19 protein-coding genes are annotated in these 20715 nt (G+C 51.9%); 8 read left to right on the top strand and 11 right to left on the bottom strand.

Annotated elements, in window-relative coordinates:
• Positions 1-218: 218 nt before the first annotated feature.
• The 8 genes from J1784_RS13850 to J1784_RS13815 all read right to left on the bottom strand — a co-directional run bounded on the left by J1784_RS13850 (position 219) and on the right by J1784_RS13815 (position 7602).
• Positions 219-1058, bottom strand: a complete 840-nt coding sequence (locus J1784_RS13850) for a prepilin peptidase (RefSeq protein ID WP_217149717.1) — start codon at positions 1056-1058, stop codon at positions 219-221.
• 298 nt (positions 1059-1356) lie between these two features.
• Entirely contained in the window at positions 1357-2451 is a 1095-nt protein-coding gene (gene cysA / locus J1784_RS13845; protein ID WP_217149716.1) for a sulfate/thiosulfate ABC transporter ATP-binding protein CysA, read from the bottom strand.
• A complete protein-coding gene (cysW, locus tag J1784_RS13840) occupies positions 2441-3316 on the bottom strand; it encodes a sulfate/thiosulfate ABC transporter permease CysW (RefSeq protein WP_217149715.1) in 876 nt (291 codons plus the stop codon). The genes cysA and cysW overlap by 11 nt, the downstream gene beginning before the upstream one ends.
• Positions 3316-4146: a sulfate/thiosulfate ABC transporter permease CysT gene (gene cysT / locus J1784_RS13835; protein ID WP_120131678.1), complete on the bottom strand. Its 831-nt coding sequence runs from the start codon at positions 4144-4146 to the stop codon at positions 3316-3318. Before cysT ends, cysW begins: the two co-directional genes overlap by 1 nt.
• Positions 4146-5168, bottom strand: coding sequence for a thiosulfate ABC transporter substrate-binding protein CysP (gene cysP / locus J1784_RS13830; protein ID WP_217149714.1), 1023 nt, complete (start codon positions 5166-5168; stop codon positions 4146-4148). Before cysP ends, cysT begins: the two co-directional genes overlap by 1 nt.
• Positions 5169-5379: 211 nt before the next feature.
• Complete coding sequence (locus J1784_RS13825) at positions 5380-6279, bottom strand: Dyp-type peroxidase (RefSeq protein ID WP_217149713.1); 900 nt, start codon at positions 6277-6279, stop codon at positions 5380-5382.
• A 105-nt stretch (positions 6280-6384) separates the two neighbouring features.
• Positions 6385-7014 (bottom strand): RpoE-regulated lipoprotein, encoded by a 630-nt coding sequence (locus J1784_RS13820; protein ID WP_217149712.1) that lies wholly within the window; start codon positions 7012-7014, stop codon positions 6385-6387.
• Between the two features lie 144 nt (positions 7015-7158).
• Positions 7159-7602, bottom strand: coding sequence for a DUF2919 domain-containing protein (locus tag J1784_RS13815; RefSeq protein WP_217149711.1), 444 nt, complete (start codon positions 7600-7602; stop codon positions 7159-7161).
• Positions 7603-7770: 168 nt separating this feature from the next.
• Here J1784_RS13815 and J1784_RS13810 point away from each other — a divergent pair, with 168 nt between their 5' ends.
• Positions 7771-8169 (top strand): YgiW/YdeI family stress tolerance OB fold protein, encoded by a 399-nt coding sequence (locus tag J1784_RS13810; RefSeq protein ID WP_208645930.1) that lies wholly within the window; start codon positions 7771-7773, stop codon positions 8167-8169.
• 71 nt (positions 8170-8240) lie between these two features.
• Here the strand turns inward: J1784_RS13810 and J1784_RS13805 are convergent, their stop codons facing one another.
• Positions 8241-8666: a GNAT family acetyltransferase gene (locus J1784_RS13805; RefSeq protein ID WP_013574419.1), complete on the bottom strand. Its 426-nt coding sequence runs from the start codon at positions 8664-8666 to the stop codon at positions 8241-8243.
• A 276-nt stretch (positions 8667-8942) separates the two neighbouring features.
• On the opposite strand from J1784_RS13805, the gene amiA reads away from it, so the two are divergent.
• From amiA to uriH, 4 genes are all read left to right on the top strand, one after another.
• Positions 8943-9827, top strand: a complete 885-nt coding sequence (gene amiA / locus J1784_RS13800; protein ID WP_120131685.1) for an N-acetylmuramoyl-L-alanine amidase AmiA — start codon at positions 8943-8945, stop codon at positions 9825-9827.
• A gap of 134 nt (positions 9828-9961) precedes the next feature.
• A complete protein-coding gene (gene hemF, locus J1784_RS13795) occupies positions 9962-10912 on the top strand; it encodes an oxygen-dependent coproporphyrinogen oxidase (protein WP_217149710.1) in 951 nt (316 codons plus the stop codon).
• The gene (locus J1784_RS13790; RefSeq protein ID WP_112288886.1) at positions 10912-11361 is read left to right on the top strand and encodes a YaiI/YqxD family protein; all 450 of its coding nucleotides are present in this window, start codon (positions 10912-10914) and stop codon (positions 11359-11361) included. Before hemF ends, J1784_RS13790 begins: the two co-directional genes overlap by 1 nt.
• A gap of 48 nt (positions 11362-11409) precedes the next feature.
• A complete protein-coding gene (gene uriH / locus J1784_RS13785) occupies positions 11410-12357 on the top strand; it encodes a uridine-preferring nucleoside hydrolase UriH (RefSeq protein ID WP_217149709.1) in 948 nt (315 codons plus the stop codon).
• A gap of 45 nt (positions 12358-12402) precedes the next feature.
• On the opposite strand, the gene maeB is transcribed toward uriH, so the two are convergent.
• Positions 12403-14682: an NADP-dependent oxaloacetate-decarboxylating malate dehydrogenase gene (gene maeB / locus J1784_RS13780; RefSeq protein ID WP_217149708.1), complete on the bottom strand. Its 2280-nt coding sequence runs from the start codon at positions 14680-14682 to the stop codon at positions 12403-12405.
• A gap of 404 nt (positions 14683-15086) precedes the next feature.
• Between maeB and tal the strand changes: the two genes are divergently transcribed.
• The 3 genes from tal (at position 15087) to yegD (ending at position 19655) form a co-directional block, all read left to right on the top strand.
• Positions 15087-16037 carry a transaldolase gene (gene tal, locus J1784_RS13775; protein ID WP_217149707.1) on the top strand — a complete coding sequence of 317 codons (951 nt, stop codon included), beginning with the start codon at positions 15087-15089 and terminating at the stop codon, positions 16035-16037.
• A 112-nt stretch (positions 16038-16149) separates the two neighbouring features.
• The gene (gene tkt / locus J1784_RS13770) at positions 16150-18144 is read left to right on the top strand and encodes a transketolase (RefSeq protein WP_217149706.1); all 1995 of its coding nucleotides are present in this window, start codon (positions 16150-16152) and stop codon (positions 18142-18144) included.
• 158 nt (positions 18145-18302) lie between these two features.
• Positions 18303-19655, top strand: coding sequence for a molecular chaperone (yegD, locus tag J1784_RS13765; RefSeq protein ID WP_217149705.1), 1353 nt, complete (start codon positions 18303-18305; stop codon positions 19653-19655).
• A gap of 76 nt (positions 19656-19731) precedes the next feature.
• Here the strand turns inward: yegD and J1784_RS13760 are convergent, their stop codons facing one another.
• Positions 19732-20685 carry an aldo/keto reductase gene (locus tag J1784_RS13760; RefSeq protein ID WP_217149704.1) on the bottom strand — a complete coding sequence of 318 codons (954 nt, stop codon included), beginning with the start codon at positions 20683-20685 and terminating at the stop codon, positions 19732-19734.
• Positions 20686-20715 lie beyond the last annotated feature (30 nt).

The following is a 20715-nucleotide window of genomic DNA, read 5'->3' as shown; positions in this document are numbered from 1 at the left end:
TTCGAATATGAAAAAAAGCGGTCAGTGACCGCTCTTTAAATCTGCAATAGAAGAAAATTAACAGCAGGGGGAATGATTGGCAATCAGTTGTCGCGGGGAAGTCTGTACGAAACCATTTATTTGCCGGATGCTAAGCGGTAAACACCCTGAGCTGACTTTCCGGTCAACAGCAGCGCAACATTTATAGCAAAGCCTCACAGTACGCCCTCATCTGAAACTCAAAAAACCATAACATTTACATGGAAAAGAATTAAGGCAGCCAGTGCGATAGCAGGCCCAAAAGGGACAGCCTTATCTTCTGTAATAAATGGATTTTCAGAATCACCCAGTTTTGTTGCGTAATACACCCGAACAACCAGATAGAAAACACATCCGATAATTGAAGAAATTAAAATTAATTGTGGCAATAAATCCACACCCAGCCAGGCAGAAACTGCACTATAAAGTTTAACGTCGCCATTACCTAATCCATCCTGACCGCGGATCATTTTATACAATGTCATCACACTAAACATTATGAACCAGGATACAGTGACTCCCAGAACAGATTGCAGTGGTGTCACAGTAATAATACCCGTCACGGATGCCAGTATACCGCCCCATAGCAACATATAAACCAGTGAATCTGGCAATAACATATGTTTAAGATCAATCATCGCCAGAGCATATAACACGCAAAAAAAACTCGTGCTAAAAGTAAATTCACCTGCAGTAACGTGCGGCAGCATACGCCACGCTTCAAGGGTAAACCAGAGGCCAACAGTCACCTCAGAAATCAGATAACGCACAGGAATACCCGCGCGGCAATGGCGGCATTTTCCTTTTAAAACCAGCCAGCTAAACATAGGGATGTTATCGCGTTTCAATATCGACTTTTCGCAAATCGGACAATGTGACGATGGCCAGCAGAGATTAAATGACGGTATTTTATTTCCTTCAAATTGTGCGAACAGCATCTTCGGCAACCGGTAAATAACAACATTTAGAAAACTTCCGATCATTAAACCGGTAACTAATGCCAGTATTAAGAATACATAATTTACGTTTAATTCATTCATACTGCTCCCTGCCTATAATGCGAAAAATTCCATGAGGGTTTATGATGCATTGCTATTAAGAGTTCTTTAAACATTTAAATAATGACACATAGTACTGACCATACTATATCTGGCAAGAAGCCCTCACAATCTTTTTAAATATAGATTTGAGTTATCAGGCCAAAACATAAATACAAAAACCAGATAAATAAAAATCAGTACTGGGGAAACCAGATTAAATTTCTGCGGGAGAGCGATGAAGAAAAGCCGGGAATAAATTCAAAGCAGCTTACGCTGCTTTGAAAGAAGGATTATGAAGTTAAGCCGTTTTTGCCAGCTCAACAGCCTGAAGCTGCTGATCACCGGCGTAAAGACGACCGTTAAGGCCACCAACGTAGAAACGATCGCCGCGCTGTGGCGCGTTATTACCGTGGGTTTCAGAAAGCACCACGGCAAGCGGCTCATCGTGCCAGCCTTCGGCCTGAACAATTAATTGCCAGAAATGACCACGCGGACTGACTTCCAGTACTTTTACCGGCAACGGACAGCGCGCGGTGCTGTGTGCTGTGATTTCCATTTCCCACGGACGCAGGAACAAATCTACCCTTCCCTGATGCAATGGCGGGTTTTCCAGCGGCCAGTGATGTGCACCGACATACAACTGAGAACCGCGAATTTCTCCGCCAATTTTATTCACTTCACCCATAAATTCGAGCACGAAGCGGGTTGCCGGCTCACGCCATATTTCTTCCGGCGCCCCCACCTGTTCAATATTGCCCTGGCTCATGACGACCACACGATCCGCGACTTCCATCGCTTCTTCCTGATCGTGAGTCACGAACACGCTGGTGAATTTCAGTTCTTCATGCAACTGACGCAACCAGCGACGCAGCTCTTTACGCACCTGCGCATCCAGCGCACCGAACGGCTCGTCGAGCAATAAAATCTGTGGTTCAACCGCCAGCGCACGGGCCAGCGCCACACGCTGTTTCTGGCCGCCGGAAAGCTGTGCCGGATAACGATTGGCCAGATGGGCTAACTGCACCATTTCCAGCAATTTCGTGACTTTCTGTTTAATCGCTTCGGTGTTCGGACGCTCGCGGCGCGGCAGCACCGTCAGACCAAAGGCGATGTTATCGAACACCGTCATATGGCGGAACAGCGCGTAATGCTGGAACACAAAACCGACCTGACGATCGCGGGCGTGCAGGCGCGTCACGTCTTTACCGTGAAAGCTCAGATGACCGGCACTCTGGTTTTCCAGCCCGGCGATAATGCGCAACAGCGTGGTTTTACCCGAACCGGAAGGACCGAGCAACGCGACCATCTCTCCGGAAGCAATATCGAGCGAGATATCATTGAGCACTTTCGTGCGGCCAAAATATTTGTTGATACCGTTAATTTCAATGCTCATGACTTTCCTCCCGCTCAAGACGGTCGTTGTGGCGTTTCAGACGCCATTGCAGGCCGCTTTTCAGAAACAGTGTGACAATCGCCATCAGGGTCAGCAGCGCGGCAGCAGTAAACGCACCTGCGGTGTTGTAGTCCTGATGCAGTAATTCAACTTGTAATGGCAGCGTGTAAGTTTCACCGCGGATAGACCCGGAAACGACAGAGACTGCACCGAACTCACCAATTGCACGGGCGTTAGTCAGCACCACGCCATACAGCAATGCCCAGCGGATATTCGGTAACGTCACGCGGCGGAACATCTGCCAGCCGGAGGCACCCAGCAATACAGCAGCTTCATCTTCGTGACTGCCCTGGCTCAACATCACCGGTACCAGCTCCCGGATAACAAACGGACAGGTAACGAAAACCGTCACCATCACCATGCCCGGCCAGGCGAACATGAACTGAATATTGTGCGCGTCCAGCCAGCCGCCAATCGGACCGTTAGTGCCGTAAAACAGCAGATACAACAGGCCTGCTACTACCGGCGAAACCGCGAACGGAATATCGATCAGCGTCAGTAACAGCTGACGGCCAGGGAAATTAAAGCGCGCCACAAGCCAGGCCAGCAGCGTGCCGAAAATAAGATTTACCGGCACCGTAATCAGCGCCATAAGCACTGTCAGCCAGATGGAATGCAACATGTCAGAATCCGACAGGTTCTTCCACACAGCTGCGATACCGTCAGAAAAGGCCAGCACAAAAATGCTGATCATCGGGATAACCAGCAACAGCACGCAAATCAGCACACCTGTGCCAATCAGCGACCATTTCACCCAATCAGTACGCTGGCGTTTTTCACCTGCAAAAGCCGGAATATCAGACATTACTGGCCTCCCAGACGACGGCCATAGCGGCTCTGTAAAGTGTTAATCGCGAACAACAGCAGCAGCGAAGCAGCGAGAATAACCGATGCAATGGCGCTTGCCGCCGGGTAATCAAATTCCTGCAAGCGGATGAAAATCATCAGCGAGGTCACTTCCGTTTTCCAGGCAATGTTACCGGCGATGAAAATCACCGCGCCGAATTCGCCCAGACTGCGGGTGAAGGACAACGCCGTGCCCGCCAGCAGCGAAGGCATCACTTCCGGTAACACCACCCGACGAAAACTCTGCCAGCGCGACGCACCGAGTGTTTCAGCCGCTTCTTCATATTCCGGACCTAATTCTTCCAGCACCGGCTGCACGGTACGCACCACAAACGGGATACTGGTGAAGGCCATTGCCACCGCAATTCCGAGCCAGGTGTAGGCGACTTTGATATCAAAATGCGCCAGCCACTGACCATAAAATCCGGTGGTCGAAAACAGACCGGCCAGCGTAAGACCCGCAACCGCCGTCGGTAAAGCAAACGGCAAATCCATCAGCCCGTCGATCAGGCTTTTTCCCGGAAACTCATAACGGGTCAGGATCCACGCCATCAGCATGCCGAAGAAGCAGTTGAAAAGACTCGCCACGCCCGCCGCCAGCAGCGTGACTTTGTACGCCGCAACAACCTGACCGTTGGTGATCACATCCCAGTATTGCGCCAGCGTCATTTGTGACAGCTGCATCACCAGTGCACTCAGAGGCAGCAACAGCACGAGGCAGACAAACAGCAGGCTGCTGCCGAGACTGAGGGTGAATCCGGGTAATACGCGTTTGCTCGACAACAACATTACTTGTGACCTTGCTCTAACAGTTTGTCCAGCTCACCGCCGGTACTGAAATGGGTTTCCATCACTTGTGGCCAGCCACCGAACTGCTCTTCAACTTTGAACAATTTAGTATCGGGGAACTGTCCTTTCGCCGCCGCCATTGCCGTTTTGTCATACACGCGGTAGTTAAAACTGGTAATGATTTTCTGCGCCTGCGGGCTCCACAAATAATTCAGGTAATCTTTTGCGGCTTTCTCAGTGCCATTTTTTTCGACGTTTTTGTCCACCCAGGCCACCGGGAACTCAGCCAGAATATCCACCTTCGGCACAATCACTTCGTACTTATCGTCCCCGTACTGTTTGCGGATATTGTTCACTTCTGATTCGAAGCTGATCAGCACATCGCCCAGACCGCGCTCCACAAATGTGGTGGTCGCGCCACGGCCGCCGGTATCAAACACCTGCACGTTTTTCAGGAAACTCGCCATCTTCTCGCGAGTCTGCGTCTGGTTTTTATTGTCTTCCAGATTGAATGCGCCCCAGGCACCGAGATAGGTGTAACGGCCATTGCCGGAAGTTTTTGGATTCGGGAACACCAGGCTCACACCCGGACGCGCTAAATCGTCCCAGCTGTGAATGTTCTTTGGATTACCCTTGCGCACCAGAAACGCCATGGTGGAATAAAATGGCGAACTGTTGTTAGGCAGACGAGTTTGCCAGTTGGCCGGGATCAGATTGCCGCGGTCATGCAAAATCTGCACATCGGTCACCTGATTGTAAGTGACCACATCGGCCTTCAGGCCCTGCAAAATCGCCAGCGCCTGCTTGGAAGATCCAGCATGCGATTGTTTGATATCGAGTTTGTCGCCGTTGTTTTGATCAGCCCATTGCTTCTGGAATGGCGGATTCAGTGCAGCAAAAAGTTCACGGGACACATCATAAGAGCTGTTAAGCAGTTCAGTCGCCGAAGCCGCTCCGCTGGCCAGCAACAATGCCGCCACGGAACCTTTCAGCACGCTGCCAGTAAATCCGAGTGTTTTCATGCTTAGCCTTAGGTGAGTGAACCGATATGCGACGCTGATAAATGCCGCTCAATATTACACAGTGTATTTATAACTGAGGCTCAGGCTGTAACGGTTTTATATACCATTTGGTGATTTTCAAGCATGAAAAGCTATAAGGCATTAACAACTGAAGGGGGAATTGCAGAAGGGAGGGAAGCAGCGCGTCCGAGAATGAACGCGCTTAAGAAACTTATAGTGATAAAAGGCGGGTCAGCGAGGGGGCGAAATAATAGCTGCCGGTCACCGGACGGGTGAAGCGCAGCATGGCGTCACGTTTACCATCGAGATCGCCAAACATGCTCAGCAGTTGTTTCTCAATGTTCCACAAACGGGCGCAATAGCTGATGAAATATAAACCGTGCTCACCACTGGCTGTGCCATAAGGCAGGCTCTGGCGCAGAATTTTCAGGCCTTTGCCGTCTTCTTTCAGATCCACGCGGCTGACGTGAGACGTATCCGGACGAGTTTCTGAATCCAGTTCTTCATCGGTGTCTTTCGTACGGCCAATGACTTCCTCCTGCTGTTGCACGGAGAAGCGTTCCCATTGCACCAGATTATGTTTCCAGCGCTGAACCATCACGTAACTGCCACCGGCATCGACACTGCCTTCAGGAATAATCGCCACCTGAGCACGCGCTTCGGCTTTCGGGTTTTCAGTACCGTCAACGAAACCGCTCAGGTCACGTTCTTCAACCGCACGAAAACAGTGAGTTTCTTCTTCAACCACGATCGAACTGCCGAACGCTTTCAGAGCCGCCTGTGCCAGGGCAAAATTTACGTCATGACGCAGGGACTGAATGTGCAGCAGCATATCGCGCTGCGTTGCAGGTGCCAGACCTTTGCCTAATGGCTCGAAAGATTTCAGTTCATCCGCGCCCTGATTGCCGGATAAATCACGCCACACATCGTTGCCAAAGGCCACGACTGCACCAAGATGTTCGGTGGGAAATTTTTTCTGCATGTCTTCCAGTACAGCCACAAATGCACGGCAGCCCTGCCGGAGCGCATCCAGGTCACCCTGAGCTTTCGCTTCAATGTAAATCGCGAAACGGCAATGTTCGGGCAAAATGCCGCTCTGAACCTGAGTCATCTTCTCATCCTCGTTAATTTGACCGGCGACATCATACCGGATGTCAATAAAAATGCCTTGCGCGAAGGCAAGGCATTGAGGATTTATTAAGCTGAGAAGCCCGGTTTACTGGGCAGCAGACGTCTGAACCGGATTCGCCCGCCAGATGATTTTGCTGACCTTCCAGTCTTTCAGTGCATCGTCGGAAGGCATCAGCGATTCCGGGCCATGCCAGATGCCGCTGAAGACATAGGTCACGTGCGCACTTTGCGGCGCTTTACACTCAACGTTCTGAGCATCATCACCCTCGCCTTTCACACAGACATCAAAGGCTTTGCTGTAAAGGCTGCTGAATGATGTGCCGATTTTAACGCCCCATTGGCTTTCAACTTTAGGATCCACCACATCAACGCGCTGGACATTGCCTTTCGGCTCACCGCTGATGGACATTTTCACGTCTTTGCCATCCATCGCCTGGAAGAAGCTCAGCATTTTTCCGTCGCTCATTGACATGCCGCTGCGCAGCGTATAATCGCCGTTGAGTGCATCTTTGATGGCGTCTTCAGTCAGCGGCGTACTGGCCGTGATGCCGCCGACGCCTTTATCACTGACCGTAACACTGCTGCCAAACCAGTTAAGCGGATTCATGCTCGACCAGGACACGCTCGGCCACGACATGTGTGACATCGACGAACAGCCGGTCAGGATCAGTGGCAGCACCAGCAACAGAGGGCGAACCCGCAAGCGAACAGTCATTCCGTACTCCTTTTCTGCCCGTTCCCGTTGGCCGGTACGGCCTGGCGGACAAACCGACAGTGAATTAATATTTTAACAATTATTGTTAAGCGCCAGTTCGAGTACTTTTCTGGCGAAAAAGTTCAGCCCGAATGGGAATATGCTTCAGGCCAGACGGTGTGAGGCATCAAAACAGGCGCGCAGACGGCGGCTCAGCAACCAATAGGCCAGCGCGGTAGCATCCAGTAAGGCCAGCACGATATCCACGCCAGAAATCATGTCAGTACTTTGCCACAATCCCAATCCCTGCAAAGCAAAAGTAACAAACATCCCGGCAAGAAGTAACCAGTACCCGGCCTGCCAGATGCGTGGCCACACATGACGACGACCACTGAGCAAAAACACCAGCGCTGGCGGCAGCCCCAGCAACATCCCGGACCAGAAACTCTGCTGATCGGGATAAAACAACGTCAGTAAATCACTCCCCTGCTGGCGGGAGGCTCCCGCCATTACAAACAACAGCCAGGTTCGTGCCTGCAAAATTAAAATCATCCAGAACCACAGCGGCAATCGCAACATACCGTGGTCGTTATAGTCATCCGGGTTCATAAAAAGAACAACGTTCCTGCAAATAAGGTGAAATTTAAAATACTGAATTTGGCTTAAGAAACTGTTAAGAACAGTCTGCTTTAATGGTCTCCAGCGCGGCAAGACATCCTAAACGATGTCATAGTTGCCGGTACTCTGGAAACGTAATATTAAGGAAGACCTATTATGATGAAGAAGATCACTCTGGCAACCCTCATTGCACTTTGTTCAGCGACGGCCTTTGCCCAACAGACTGGCGGCTTTAATGGCCCTTCAGCTCAGGAGACGCAAGCCCAGCCTGCGGAACAAGGCGGCTTCACCGGTACCACTGCGCTGAGTACCGTGAAAGATGCGCAGACAATGAAAGACGATCAATGGATCATGCTGGAAGGCTACCTGGATCAGCGTATCGACCACGATAAATACATTTTCCGCGACAATACCGGCACCCTGAATGTGGAAATTGACGGTAAACGCTGGCAGGGGCAGAACGTCTCGCCAAAAGATAAAATCCGCATTGAAGGTAAAGTCGATAAAGACTGGAACTCTGTGGAAGTGGACGTGAAGAGCGTTAAAATCATCAAGTGATCGATGATAAAAAAGCCCCGGCAGAAGTGATTCTGTCAGGGCTTTTTATTCACTGGAAAACAACCGGTATATCAGTATTCCTGATCTTCGATCAGACGTTTTCCGAGCAGCAAAGTATCCGATATTTCATAGCCCAGCTTTTCGTACATGCTGACAACCGCGTCGTTTTCTGCACGCACCATTAAATTCATTTTCGGACAGCCACGGGCAATCAGCTTTTTTTCCAGCCGGTTAACCAGTGCATTAGCAATGCCTCGCCCGCGATAATCCGGATGTACGCCCAGATAATTCGCTGAACCACGATGACCGTCATAGCCGCCCATCAGCGTGCCGACCACTTCGCCGCCGACTTCTGCCACCAGGAAAAACTCCGGGCTATGGTTAATTTTACGTTCGATATCCAGCTCAGGATCGTTCCACGGGCGCAGCAAATCGCAACGCTCCCATAAGGTCAGTACTTCTTCGAAATCTTCTTGACGGTATACGCGAATTTCCATCACTGTTCGCCGCTGTTAATAGGGGTTTAATTGATTATCGCGGGATCTGTTTGATACGCAACATCAAAATCGCAGATTGTCTATTTTACGAACAAATTTGAACCGTTAACTGACTGCCTGCAGAAGATATCACCCGCCGTTCAATCGAATATTTATTCAGTGTTAGCAACAACCGCGACACAATATTCATAAAAAGTAATAGTTCTCAGATCGAAACTATAAAAAAGATACTCTATAACATAGGCATTCTGCCTTTTTTCTGACGGTAACGGACTGATGTTAAACCCCCTGAACAAATTTTTGCATTTCCAGCCGCTTCCCGCTGCCGCCACTCGCCGCCAGTTATTACTTTCCGGCCTGGGATTAGCGATTGCCGCCTTTGGTTCCCGGTCTGCCAGTGCGGCGCAGCAGGAACACATCACCAAATCCGCCCCGGCACCTAAGCCACCGGGCGCGAAAAAACTGGTGATGATCGACCCCGGCCACGGTGGCATTGATTCCGGCGCTGTCGGTCATGAAGGCTCGGAAGAAAAACACGTGGTGCTGGAAATCGCCAACTACGTGCGGGAATTCTTAGGTGAGCAAAGCCATATTGAAGTCAAACTGACCCGCGACTCTGACCATTTTATTCCGCTTTATCAGCGGGTTGAACTGGCGCATCAGCATCAGGCAGACCTGTTCGTTTCCATTCACGCCGATGGTTACACCAGCCCGACGGCCTCCGGTGCTTCAGTTTTTGCCCTGTCCAACCGCGGTGCCAGCAGCGCGATGGCACGTTATATGTCGAAAAAAGAAAACGATGCGGATTTGGTCGCGGGTGCGAAATACGCCAAAGAAGACAACAATTATCTGCAACAGGTGCTCTTCGATCTGGTACAGACCGACACCATTAAAAACAGCCTGACGCTGGGACATCACGTGCTCGACCGGATCCGCCCTATTCACCATCTGCACAGCCAGCAAACCGAGCAGGCCGCGTTTGCCGTTCTGAAATCCCCGTCGATCCCGTCGATTCTGGTAGAAACATCGTTTATTACCAATCATCAGGAAGAACAGCTGCTCAGCACCACGGCTTTTCGCCGGGAAATTGCTCAGGCGATCTCACAGGGCATCGTGAACTTTTTCAGTTACTTCGACGCCAACGAGCGTAAGCCCCGTTAATCTCTTCCCGGCACAAAAAACAGCCGCCTTTGGTGACCCGCAGGGTTTTGGGTATATAATAACGTCCACTTTTCTATCATTCAGCGCCCGCAAGGCGCTGAATGTCTTTTCAGTCAACGTCTGCGAGTTAGCCTGTGAGCCAATCCATTCCCGACATCCAGCAAGTCAAAACTTTCCTGCTCCAGCTTCAGGATCATATTTGCCGGCAACTGGCCGCTGCCGATGGCAAAGGTCACTTTGCTGAAGATCAGTGGGTTCGCGAAGAAGGCGGTGGCGGTCAGAGCCGGGTCTTAACCCACGGCGCAGTGTTCGAACAGGCTGGGGTAAATTTCTCACATGTTTCCGGCGCCACCCTTCCGGCCTCCGCAACAGCACATCGCCCGGAACTGGCGGGTCGCAGTTTTCAGGCCATGGGCGTCTCCCTGGTTATCCATCCGCTTAGCCCCTATGTGCCGACCAGCCACGCCAATGTGCGTTTCTTCATTGCCGAAAAACCCGGCGAAGCGCCGGTATGGTGGTTTGGCGGGGGTTTCGACCTCACGCCTTATTATGGTTTTGAGGAAGATGCCCGACACTGGCACCTCACTGCGCAACAGCTTTGCCAGCCGTTTGGCGACAATATGTACCCGAAATACAAAAAATGGTGCGACGACTATTTCTTCATCAAACACCGCAATGAGGCACGCGGGATTGGCGGTTTGTTCTTTGATGACCTGAACTCGCCGGATTTCGACACCTGTTTCAACTTTATGCAGGCCGTCGGTAACGGCTTTACCGACGCCTATCTGCCGATAGTGGTAAAACGCAAAGCCCTGCCGTGGGGCGAGCGCGAGCGCCAGTTCCAGCTTTACCGCCGTGGCCGTTACGTGGAATTCAATCTGGTGTGGGATCGCGGAACGCTGTTTGGCCTGCAAACCGGCGGCCGCACAGAATCTATTTTGATGTCGATGCCACCGCTGGTGCGCTGGGAATATGGCTATGAACCGGAAGCTGGCAGCCCGGAAGCCGCGTTGTACAGCGATTTCCTGCCGGTTCGCGACTGGCTGACTGATAACGGCTTATCTGAAAACGGAGAAGCAAATTAATGCAAATCTGGGTTGATGCCGACGCCTGTCCGAATGTGATCAAGGAAGTGCTGTTCCGCGCAGCTGAACGCACCGGCATGATGGTGACGCTGGTGGCTAACCAAATCATCCGCACACCGCCGTCAAAATTCCTGCGGACTCTGCGCGTGGAAGCCGGTTTTGACGTCGCGGATAACGAAATTGTAAAACGCACAGAGCCCGGTGACCTGGTGATCACCGCTGATATTCCTCTCGCGGCTGAAGTGATTGAAAAAGGCGGTGTAGCGCTCAACCCTCGCGGCGAGCGTTACACCACTGAAACCATTAAAGAGCGCCTGAATATGCGTGATTTTATGGACACCATGCGCGCCAGCGGCGTGCAGACCGGCGGACCGCCTGCGCTTAATCAGCGCGACCGCCAGCAATTTGCCAATGAACTGGATAAATGGCTGCAACAAGCCAAAAAATAGTCCGGTCAGGCAAACCGATGTATCCCTACACTTTTAAAGGAATAAGAAATGGTCAAAAAGATCATCCTTGATTGCGATCCGGGGCACGACGATGCTATCGCGATGTTACTGGCTCACGGTAACCCCGAAATCGAGTTGCTGGCCGTCACTACGGTAGTCGGCAATCAGACGCTGGAGAAAGTCACCCGCAACGCGCTGGCGGTCGCACGCGTGATTAATCTCACCGGCGTGCCGTTTGCCGCAGGGGCAACGCGTCCGCTGGTACGTCAGATTGAAGTGGCTGATGAAATCCACGGCGAATCCGGTCTCGACGGTCCGGTGCTGCCGGATGCTGCCATCTCACTGGAGCCGATTCACGCCATCGATCTGATTATTGATTTGATCATGTCGCACCCGCCAAAAACCATCACCCTGGTGCCAACCGGCGGGCTGACCAATATTGCGATGGCGGTACGTAAAGAGCCGCGCATTGCTGATCGCGTGAAAGAAGTGGTACTGATGGGCGGCGGTTATCATGTGGGTAACTGGAGCGCTGTCGCAGAATTTAATATCAAGATTGATCCGGAAGCGGCCCATATCGTGTTCAACGAAAAATGGCCTCTGACGATGGTCGGGTTGGATCTCACCCATCAGGCACTGGCCACGCCGGAAGTTGCCGCACGTATTGCTGCAGTCGGCACGCAACCTGCCAAATTTGTCGGCGAGCTGCTCGATTTCTTCGGTCTAAGCTATAAAGATCGCCAGGGCTTTGATGCTCCCCCAGTTCACGACCCTTGCGCCGTGGCTTACGTAATTGACCCGAGCGTAATGACAGTACAAAAAGTGCCAGTGGATATTGAGCTGACCGGCACGTTGACACTGGGTATGACCGTCGCTGATTTCCGTGCCCCGCCGCCGCCAGACTGCCATACTCAAGTGGCGGTAAAACTCGATCATCAGCGTTTCTGGGATCTGATCGTCGATGCACTGGAACGTATCGGCGAAGTGAAATACTGAGCCGGATATTTAAAAAGGGCGCCCGTTGCGGCGCCCTTTCCAAATTCAAAGAGGCTCGGTTTGCGCCTCCACCACGGCTAATGCCACCATATTTACAATCCTGCGCACCGAGGCTATCGGTGTCAGAATATGTACCGATTTCGATACCCCCATCAGCACCGGCCCGACGGTGACGCCTTCAGAACACGATACGCGCAGCAGGTTGTAGCTGATACGTGCCGATTCCATATTCGGCATAATCAGGATATTGGCTGAACCTTTTAACGGACTGTCGGGCATGATGTCCTGACGGATGCTTTCCACCAGCGCGGCATCGCCATGCATCTCGCCGTCAATTTCAAGTTCGGGATCAAGCTCATTCACCAGCTCCAGCGTTCGCCGCATTTTAAGCGCCGCCGGACTGTCTGAAGTGCCAAAACTCGAATGCGACAGCAACGCAACTTTCGGTTCGATACCAAAACGACGTACCGTTTCCGCCGCCATCAGGGTGATTTCTGCCAGCTGCTCCGGCGTCGGGTCGTCATTAACATAAGTGTCTGCAATAAACGTGTTCCCGCTTGGCAATAGCAGCGCATTCATGGCACCGGCAACGTGCGTACCTTCGCGAAAACCGAAGACCTTCTCCACAATATCGTAATGCTCATGATAGGTGCCGACCGTACCGCAAATCATCGCATCCGCTTCCCCGCGCAACAGCATGATGGCGGAAATCAGTGTCGGATTACCAATCACCGCACGCCGTGCCTGCTCCTGTGACACACCACGCCGTTTCATCAGCACATAATATTCGCGCCAGTATTCATTAAAGCGCGGATCAGATTCGTTATTCACCACTTCGAAATCCCGGCCTGCTTCGAGCTGCAACCCCAGTTTCTTAATGCGCATGGCGATAACGCTCGGGCGTCCGACCAGAATCGGTTTGGCCAGTCCCAGGGAAATCAGTTCCTGTGTGGCCTGTAAAACACGCTCTTCTTCCCCTTCCGCCATCACCACCCGCCGGGCGTCTTTTTTCGCCTGCGAGAAAATCGGTTTCATGAACAGATTGGTTTTATAAACAAACTCCGTCAGCTTCTCAGCGTACGCTTCCAGGTCTTCAATCGGGCGCATCGCCACACCGGAATCCATTGCCGCTTTTGCGACAGCCGGTGCAATTTTCACAATGAGGCGCGGATCAAAGGGCTTCGGAATGATGTAATCCGGGCCGAAAGAGAGCTCTTCTTCTCCATAGGCTGACGCCACTACGTCACTCTGTTCTGCCATCGCCAGATCGGCAATCGCATGTACGCAGGCCAGTTTCATTTCTTCATTGATGGTGGTAGCGCCCACATCCAGCGCGCCACGGAAAATGAACGGGAAACACAGCACGTTATTGACCTGATTGGGATAATCCGAACGACCCGTGCAAATGATGGCATCAGGGCGAACCTCTTTTGCCAGCGGCGGTAAAATTTCCGGCTCAGGATTGGCGAGTGCCAGGATCAAGGGATCCTTCGCCATGGTTTTCACCATATCCTGCGTCAGAACGCCGGGGCCGGAGCAGCCAAGAAAAATGTCAGCCTCCGGAATGGCATCGCCCAGCGTGCGCTGGCCGTTATCGTCAATGGCGTATGCCGCTTTTGTTTCGGCCATATTCTCTTCGCGGCCTTTATAAATCACGCCACGGGAATCACAGGCAGTAATGTTGTGGCGTTTAAGTCCGAGCGCGACCAGCAGATTCAGACAGGCAATAGCGGAAGCCCCTGCGCCGGATACTACCAGCCGCACATCCGAAATATTTTTACCGACCACGCGTAAACCGTTCAGCACTGCCGCGGTACAGATAATCGCGGTACCGTGCTGATCGTCATGAAACACCGGGATCTTCATGCGTTCACGCAGCTTTTTCTCGATGTAAAAACACTCCGGCGCTTTGATGTCTTCAAGATTGATGCCACCGAACGTCGGTTCCAGCGCGGCAATCACGTCGATCAGTTTATCCGGATCGTTTTCATCGACTTCAATATCAAACACGTCAATGCCGGCGAATTTTTTAAACAGTACGCCCTTCCCTTCCATTACTGGTTTACCGGCCAGCGCGCCGATATTGCCTAACCCGAGAACCGCGGTTCCATTGGAAATCACCGCCACCAGATTGCCGCGCGCGGTGTATTTGTAAGCCGCCTGCGGATCTTTGGCTATTTCCAGACAAGGGGCGGCAACGCCGGGTGAATAGGCCAGCGCCAGATCACGTTGTGTGGCGAGGGGTTTGGTGGGCGAGACTTGAATTTTTCCGGGCACCGGAAACTCATGAAAATCGAGCGCACTTTGCTTGAGTTGTTCGTCCATCGTAGGGTCCTTTTCTTGTTTCTTATTTTTACAGAGATAACCGGTTTTTTGCGCAGACAACGAATATGGGGAAACATCACCATCAGGTTTTCCCGCTGACCAGTATAGATAACCCTGCCACGACTAAGGGGGAATGACGAACAAAAAACGACCGTTACATTGTTTGCTTTTCATTCATGGAAGACGTCTCGTAAAAATCAACTAAGCTTAAAGTTTGTCCTTGCGCTTTTCTCGCCAGACACCCAATTTGAGCAGCAATAAAGGCCGCCATTGTTGAGACCCATTGCAGTAATCAGAAAAAGCGCATTCAGTTTGTTAACAGAATGATGCAGGGTAGGAGCCCTACGAAATAGAGTCGGTCGACCTTATTGCTGTATCGTTTTTTCTCGCTAAGGAGCTAAGAGATGAACCAGTTAGACGCATTAAAAAAAATCACCACCGTCGTTGCCGACAGCGGTGACATTGAATCTATCCGTCATTTCGAGCCTCAGGATGCGACCACCAATCCTTCACTGATCCTCAAAGCAGCCGACCTGCCGCAGTACCAAAGCCTGATTAAAGACGCGCTGGACTATGCCCGTAAACAGGGCGGCAGCAAAGAGACTCAGGTGGTGAATGCCACGGATAAACTGGCCGTAAATATCGGGGTGGAAATCCTGAAAAGCGTCCCAGGACGCATCTCGACAGAAGTCGATGCCCGCCTGTCTTTTAACAGTGAATTATGTATCGAAAAGGCCCGTAAACTGATTGGCCTCTATCAGGATCAGGGCATTGATAAATCCCGCATTCTGATCAAACTTGCTTCAACCTGGGAAGGGATTAAAGCCGCAGAGAAGCTGGAAAAAGAAGGGATAAACTGCAACCTGACCCTTCTGTTCTCGTTCGCTCAGGCACGCGCCTGTGCCGAAGCCGGTGTTTATCTGATTTCTCCTTTCGTCGGCCGCATCTATGACTGGTATAAAGCCAAAGAACCGAACGCGACTTATGACGTGGAAAAAGACCCGGGTGTGAAATCTGTCCGCGATATTTACGACTATTACAAATCCCACGACTACCCGACCGTCATCATGGGTGCCAGCTTCCGTAAAGTGGAACAAATCCTGGCTCTGGCGGGCTGTGACCGCCTGACCATTTCTCCAAATCTACTGGAAGAACTGAAAGCCAGCAGCGAACCGGTAGAACGTAAACTACAACCTTCCAAAAAGGGTGAGAAGAAACCAGCACCTCTGACGCAGGCTGAATTCCTCTGGGAACACCATCAGGACGCCATGGCCGTCGATAAACTGGCTGAGGGTATCCGTTCATTCGCCGTCGATCAGAAGAAACTCGAAGATATGCTTTCGGCAGAGCTTTAGTTTCACCTAGGACAGTTTCAACATTTAATCCTGAATGAGTCAGGTTGCAGAGAGGCGGTAACTCCGCAGCTCTGTCGCCTGGCTCATAAGAGTTATTAATCCGGAGAAAAATATGCCTTCCCGTAGAGAACTAGCGAATGCCATCCGTGCACTGAGCATGGACGCCGTCCAGAAAGCGAATTCCGGACACCCCGGCGCCCCGATGGGGATGGCCGACATCGCCGAAGTCCTGTGGCGCGATTATATGAATCACAACCCGACAAACCCGAAATGGGCGGATCGGGATCGCTTCCTTATGTCCAATGGTCACGGGTCGATGCTGCAATACAGCCTGCTGCACCTCACCGGTTATGACCTGCCAATGACCGAACTGGAAAACTTCCGCCAGTTGCATTCCAAAACGCCGGGACACCCTGAATACGGCTATACGCCTGGCGTAGAAACCACCACCGGGCCACTGGGGCAGGGCCTCGCCAATGCCGTCGGCTTTGCGATTGCGGAACGCACGCTTGGCGCGCAATTTAACCGAGAAAATCATGAAATCGTAAACCACCATACCTACGTCTTTTTAGGTGATGGCTGCATGATGGAAGGGATTTCCCACGAAGCCTCCTCGCTGGCCGGTACCCTGAAACTCGGCAAACTGACTGCGTTTTATGATGACAACGGCATATCCATTGACGGCCATGTCGAAGGCTGGTTTACAGATGACACAGCCAAACGTTTCGAAGCTTATGGCTGGCACGTCATCCGTGGAATAGACGGACAAAACTCTGACGCCATCAAAGCGGCAATCGAAGAATCTCATAAAGTCACCGACCGCCCTTCCCTGCTGATGTGCAAAACGGTGATTGGTTTTGGCTCACCGAATAAAGCCGGTAGCCACGAAGCGCATGGCGCAGCACTGGGTGCAGATGAAGTCGCAGCCACCCGCAAGGCTTTGGGCTGGAATTATCCTGCCTTTGAAATCCCACAAGATATCTATGCCGCGTGGGATGCCAAAGAAGCCGGAAAAGCCAAAGAAAAAGCCTGGAATGACAAGTTTGCTGCTTATGCCAAAGCTTATCCTGAACTGGCAGCAGAATTTGAGCGTCGCGTGAATGGCAAACTGCCAGCTGACTGGGAAACCAAATCACTGGCATTCATTGAAGGATTGCAGGCCAAACCTGCCAATATTGCCAGCCGTAAAGCCTCGCAGAATACGCTGGAAGAGTTTGGCAAAATTTTGCCTGAGTTCCTTGGCGGTTCAGCGGATCTCGCACCAAGCAACCTGACCATGTGGTCTGGCTCAAAATCGCTGATTGATGACGTTGCCGGTAACTACATTCACTACGGCGTACGTGAATTCGGCATGACGGCTATCTCCAACGGTCTCGCGCTTCATGGCGGTTTCCTGCCGTATTCTGCGACTTTCCTGATGTTCGTCGAATACGCCCGTAACGCTGTTCGTCTGGCGGCGCTGATGAAAATCCGCAACGTCTTCGTGTACACCCACGACTCTATCGGTCTGGGGGAAGACGGTCCGACGCACCAGCCGGTTGAGCAAATGGCAAGCCTGCGAGTGACGCCGAACATGAGCCTGTGGCGTCCGGCTGATCAGGTGGAATCTGCTGTAGCATGGAAATATGCCATCGAGCGTAACGACGGGCCGGTCGCGCTTATCTTCTCGCGTCAGAATCTGACCCAGCAACCACGCACCGCTGAACAACTGGCAAACGTGGCGCGCGGTGGGTATGTGCTGAAAGATTCTGAAGGCACACCGGAAGTGATTCTTATTGCCACCGGGTCTGAAGTGGGTATTACGGTAGAAGCCGCGGACAAACTTGCCGCAGCGGGCACCAAAGTGCGGGTAGTCTCCCTGCCTTCGACTGACGTGTTCGACAAACAGGATGAGGCTTACCGCGAATCTGTACTGCCTAAATCCGTGACCGCACGTGTGGCGGTAGAAGCCGGTATCGCTGATTACTGGTACAAATATGTTGGCCTGAACGGTGCGATTGTTGGTATGACCACTTTCGGGGAATCTGCACCAGCAGAGCAACTGTTTAAAGAGTTCGGCTTTACTGCTGATAATGTCGTCGCGAAAGCGCAGGCGCTATTGAAGTAAAGCAGACACTAATAAAGTAAAAGAAAAGAAATAATTCTGCTTAGGTTATTCCCTCTTCGTCTCAGGAGAGGGAATTCCTTCTAATTCCGCCCCACTGACTTGATGAATCGCCCTCTCTCCGGTAAAGTCCCGTCCCTTCTTTGGCATGGGGAACAATGATGTTTATTGGATTTGACTACGGTACAGCGAATTGCTCAGTTGCAGTAATGCGCGATAATAACGCCCATCTTCTGGCGTTAGAAAATAACGATCCTTATTTACCCTCCATGCTTTGTGCGCCGACACGTGAAGCGGTCAGCGAATGGCTGAACCGTCACGGACAGGTTCCGGCAGGCAGTGATGAAAATCTGGCGCTGTTACGCCGCAGCATCAGCTTTAACCGTGAGGAAGATATTCCGGTTAATGCCAACAGCGTGCATTTCGGTTTGCAGGCGCTGTCGACCTATATGGAAGATCCGGAAGAGGTGTACTTTGTCCGCTCTCCGAAATCATTCCTGGGCGCGAACGGCCTGAAACCTCAACAGATTGCCCTGTTTGAGGATCTGGTCTGCGCAATGATGTACCACATCAAGCGTCAGGCTGAATCCGTCTTGCAGGAAAGTATTGAACAGACCGTTATCGGCCGCCCAATTAACTTCCAGGGCATGGGCGGTGAAGAAGCGAATGCTCAGGCGCAGGGTATTTTGCAACGTGCCGCTGAGCGCGCCGGTTTCCGCGATATCGCTTTCCAGTTTGAGCCAGTCGCCGCAGGTCTGGATTACGAAGCGACCCTGACTGATGAGAAAACCGTGCTGGTCGTGGATATCGGCGGTGGCACCACTGACTGCTCGGTATTGCTGATGGGCCCGCAATGGCGCGATAAAGCAGAGCGTCAGAACAGCCTGCTTGGTCACAGCGGCTGCCGCGTTGGCGGTAACGATCTGGATATCATGACTGCATTCAAACAGCTCACGCCGCAGTTTGGTATGGGCAGCGAAACGCAAAAAGGTATCGCAATTCCGGCGCTGCCTTACTGGAATGCTGTGGCGACTAATGATGTTCCGGCGCAGCTGGATTTTTACAGCGTAGCGAATGGCCGTATGTTGCGAGATCTGATCCGCGACGCCGCGCAGCCGGATCTCATCAAACGCCTGCTGAAAGTTCAGCAACAGCGTCTGAGCTACCGTCTGGTGCGCGCCGCAGAAGAAAGCAAAATTGCTCTTTCCGAACGTGAAAGCGTCACGGCGGCTATGGACTTTATTGAATCCGGTCTGGCGGAAACCATCAGCCAGCAACAACTGAGCGATGCGATTTCTCAGCCGCTGGAACGCATTCAGGAACAAGTCAGCCTGGCGCTGGCCAGCAGCGAAATTAAACCTGACGTGATTTACCTGACTGGCGGCAGTGCGCGTTCGCCATTACTGCGTGCTGCTTTACAGGCACAGTTACCGGGCATTCCGCTGGTCGGTGGCAATGATTTCGGCTCGGTCACCGCCGGTCTGGCACGCTGGGCACAAACGCTGTTCCGTTAATCTTTAAGCGATACAGATAAACAAAAACCGCCTGATTTGAATTGAAGGCGGTTTTTTTATGGGTCAGATTAGATATTTACCAGGCACTGGCGTCATTTAATGTCCTGATATCCGCTTCATCCAATTTGAGTGTTGCGGCCTGCGCCAGTTCATTCAGCTGTTGCAGAGACGTCGCGCTAACAATCGGCGAAGTGATGCCCGGACGGGCAATCTGCCAGGCCAGCGCCACTTGTCCAGGTTGAGCACCGTGCTTTTCTGCCACCTGATCCAGCCCCGCCAACACTTTCAGACCGCGCTCATTAAGGCAGCGTGCGATCACGCTTTCGCCGCGCTTACTTTTACCGGCATCCGCTTTGGTGCGGTATTTCCCGGTCAGGAATCCAGCCGCCAGCCCGTAGAAGTTAATTACGCCCAAACCGTTTTCCGTGACCACTTTTTCCAACGCTTCTTCATAGACTTTACGGTCGTACAAATTGTACTGCGGTTGCAGTGTTTCATAACGCGCCAGCCCGTTTTCCTCACTGACTTTCAGTGCTTCGGCCAGACGTGGCGCGCTGTAGTTGGATGCCCCGACGGCACGCACTTTCCCTTCTTTGATCAACGCATCGAATGCCGCCATCGTTTCGGCCAGCGGTGTATCGGCGTCATCATCATGTGACTGGTATAAGTCGATATAATCCGTTTGCAGGCGTATCAGTGAGGCTTCTACCGCTTCTTTAATATAGCGCGGCGACAAACCCGATTTTCCTTCGCCCATAGGTTTGCCAACTTTGGTCGCCAGGATAATCTGGTCACGCTTACCGGTTTTTTTCAGCCAGTTGCCGATAATGGTTTCCGATTCGCCCCCTTTGTTGCCTTCGACCCAGCTCGAATACACATCTGCGGTGTCGATAAAATTCAGTTTATGATCCAGTAAGGCATCAAGCAGGTTAAAGGAAGCTGCCTGATCGACTGTCCACCCGAACACATTGCCGCCAAACGTCAGCAACGGTACCTGAATACCTGAACGACCCAGTTCTCTTTTGCTCATTATTCTCTCCCTTTATTAAGGTCAGATTGA

This window comes from Rahnella ecdela, assembly GCF_019049625.1.
Classification (GTDB): Bacteria; Pseudomonadota; Gammaproteobacteria; order Enterobacterales; family Enterobacteriaceae; genus Rahnella; species Rahnella ecdela.
The sequence above is the reverse complement of the archived record's forward strand: the minus strand, read 5'-3'. Positions and strand labels throughout refer to the sequence as shown.

What these genes read in the sequence shown, in the direction of transcription:
- J1784_RS13850 (WP_217149717.1), bottom strand. Translation starts at nt 1,058, where the DNA reads ATGAATGAATTAAACGTAAATTATGTATTCTTAATACTGGCATTAGTT.
- cysA (WP_217149716.1), bottom strand. Translation starts at nt 2,451, where the DNA reads ATGAGCATTGAAATTAACGGTATCAACAAATATTTTGGCCGCACGAAA.
- cysW (WP_217149715.1), bottom strand. Translation starts at nt 3,316, where the DNA reads ATGTCTGATATTCCGGCTTTTGCAGGTGAAAAACGCCAGCGTACTGAT.
- cysT (WP_120131678.1), bottom strand. Translation starts at nt 4,146, where the DNA reads ATGTTGTTGTCGAGCAAACGCGTATTACCCGGATTCACCCTCAGTCTC.
- cysP (WP_217149714.1), bottom strand. Translation starts at nt 5,168, where the DNA reads ATGAAAACACTCGGATTTACTGGCAGCGTGCTGAAAGGTTCCGTGGCG.
- J1784_RS13825 (WP_217149713.1), bottom strand. Translation starts at nt 6,279, where the DNA reads ATGACTCAGGTTCAGAGCGGCATTTTGCCCGAACATTGCCGTTTCGCG.
- J1784_RS13820 (WP_217149712.1), bottom strand. Translation starts at nt 7,014, where the DNA reads ATGACTGTTCGCTTGCGGGTTCGCCCTCTGTTGCTGGTGCTGCCACTG.
- J1784_RS13815 (WP_217149711.1), bottom strand. Translation starts at nt 7,602, where the DNA reads ATGAACCCGGATGACTATAACGACCACGGTATGTTGCGATTGCCGCTG.
- J1784_RS13810 (WP_208645930.1), top strand. Translation starts at nt 7,771, where the DNA reads ATGAAGAAGATCACTCTGGCAACCCTCATTGCACTTTGTTCAGCGACG.
- J1784_RS13805 (WP_013574419.1), bottom strand. Translation starts at nt 8,666, where the DNA reads ATGGAAATTCGCGTATACCGTCAAGAAGATTTCGAAGAAGTACTGACC.
- amiA (WP_120131685.1), top strand. Translation starts at nt 8,943, where the DNA reads ATGTTAAACCCCCTGAACAAATTTTTGCATTTCCAGCCGCTTCCCGCT.
- J1784_RS13790 (WP_112288886.1), top strand. Translation starts at nt 10,912, where the DNA reads ATGCAAATCTGGGTTGATGCCGACGCCTGTCCGAATGTGATCAAGGAA.
- uriH (WP_217149709.1), top strand. Translation starts at nt 11,410, where the DNA reads ATGGTCAAAAAGATCATCCTTGATTGCGATCCGGGGCACGACGATGCT.
- maeB (WP_217149708.1), bottom strand. Translation starts at nt 14,682, where the DNA reads ATGGACGAACAACTCAAGCAAAGTGCGCTCGATTTTCATGAGTTTCCG.
- tal (WP_217149707.1), top strand. Translation starts at nt 15,087, where the DNA reads ATGAACCAGTTAGACGCATTAAAAAAAATCACCACCGTCGTTGCCGAC.
- tkt (WP_217149706.1), top strand. Translation starts at nt 16,150, where the DNA reads ATGCCTTCCCGTAGAGAACTAGCGAATGCCATCCGTGCACTGAGCATG.
- yegD (WP_217149705.1), top strand. Translation starts at nt 18,303, where the DNA reads ATGTTTATTGGATTTGACTACGGTACAGCGAATTGCTCAGTTGCAGTA.
- J1784_RS13760 (WP_217149704.1), bottom strand. Translation starts at nt 20,685, where the DNA reads ATGAGCAAAAGAGAACTGGGTCGTTCAGGTATTCAGGTACCGTTGCTG.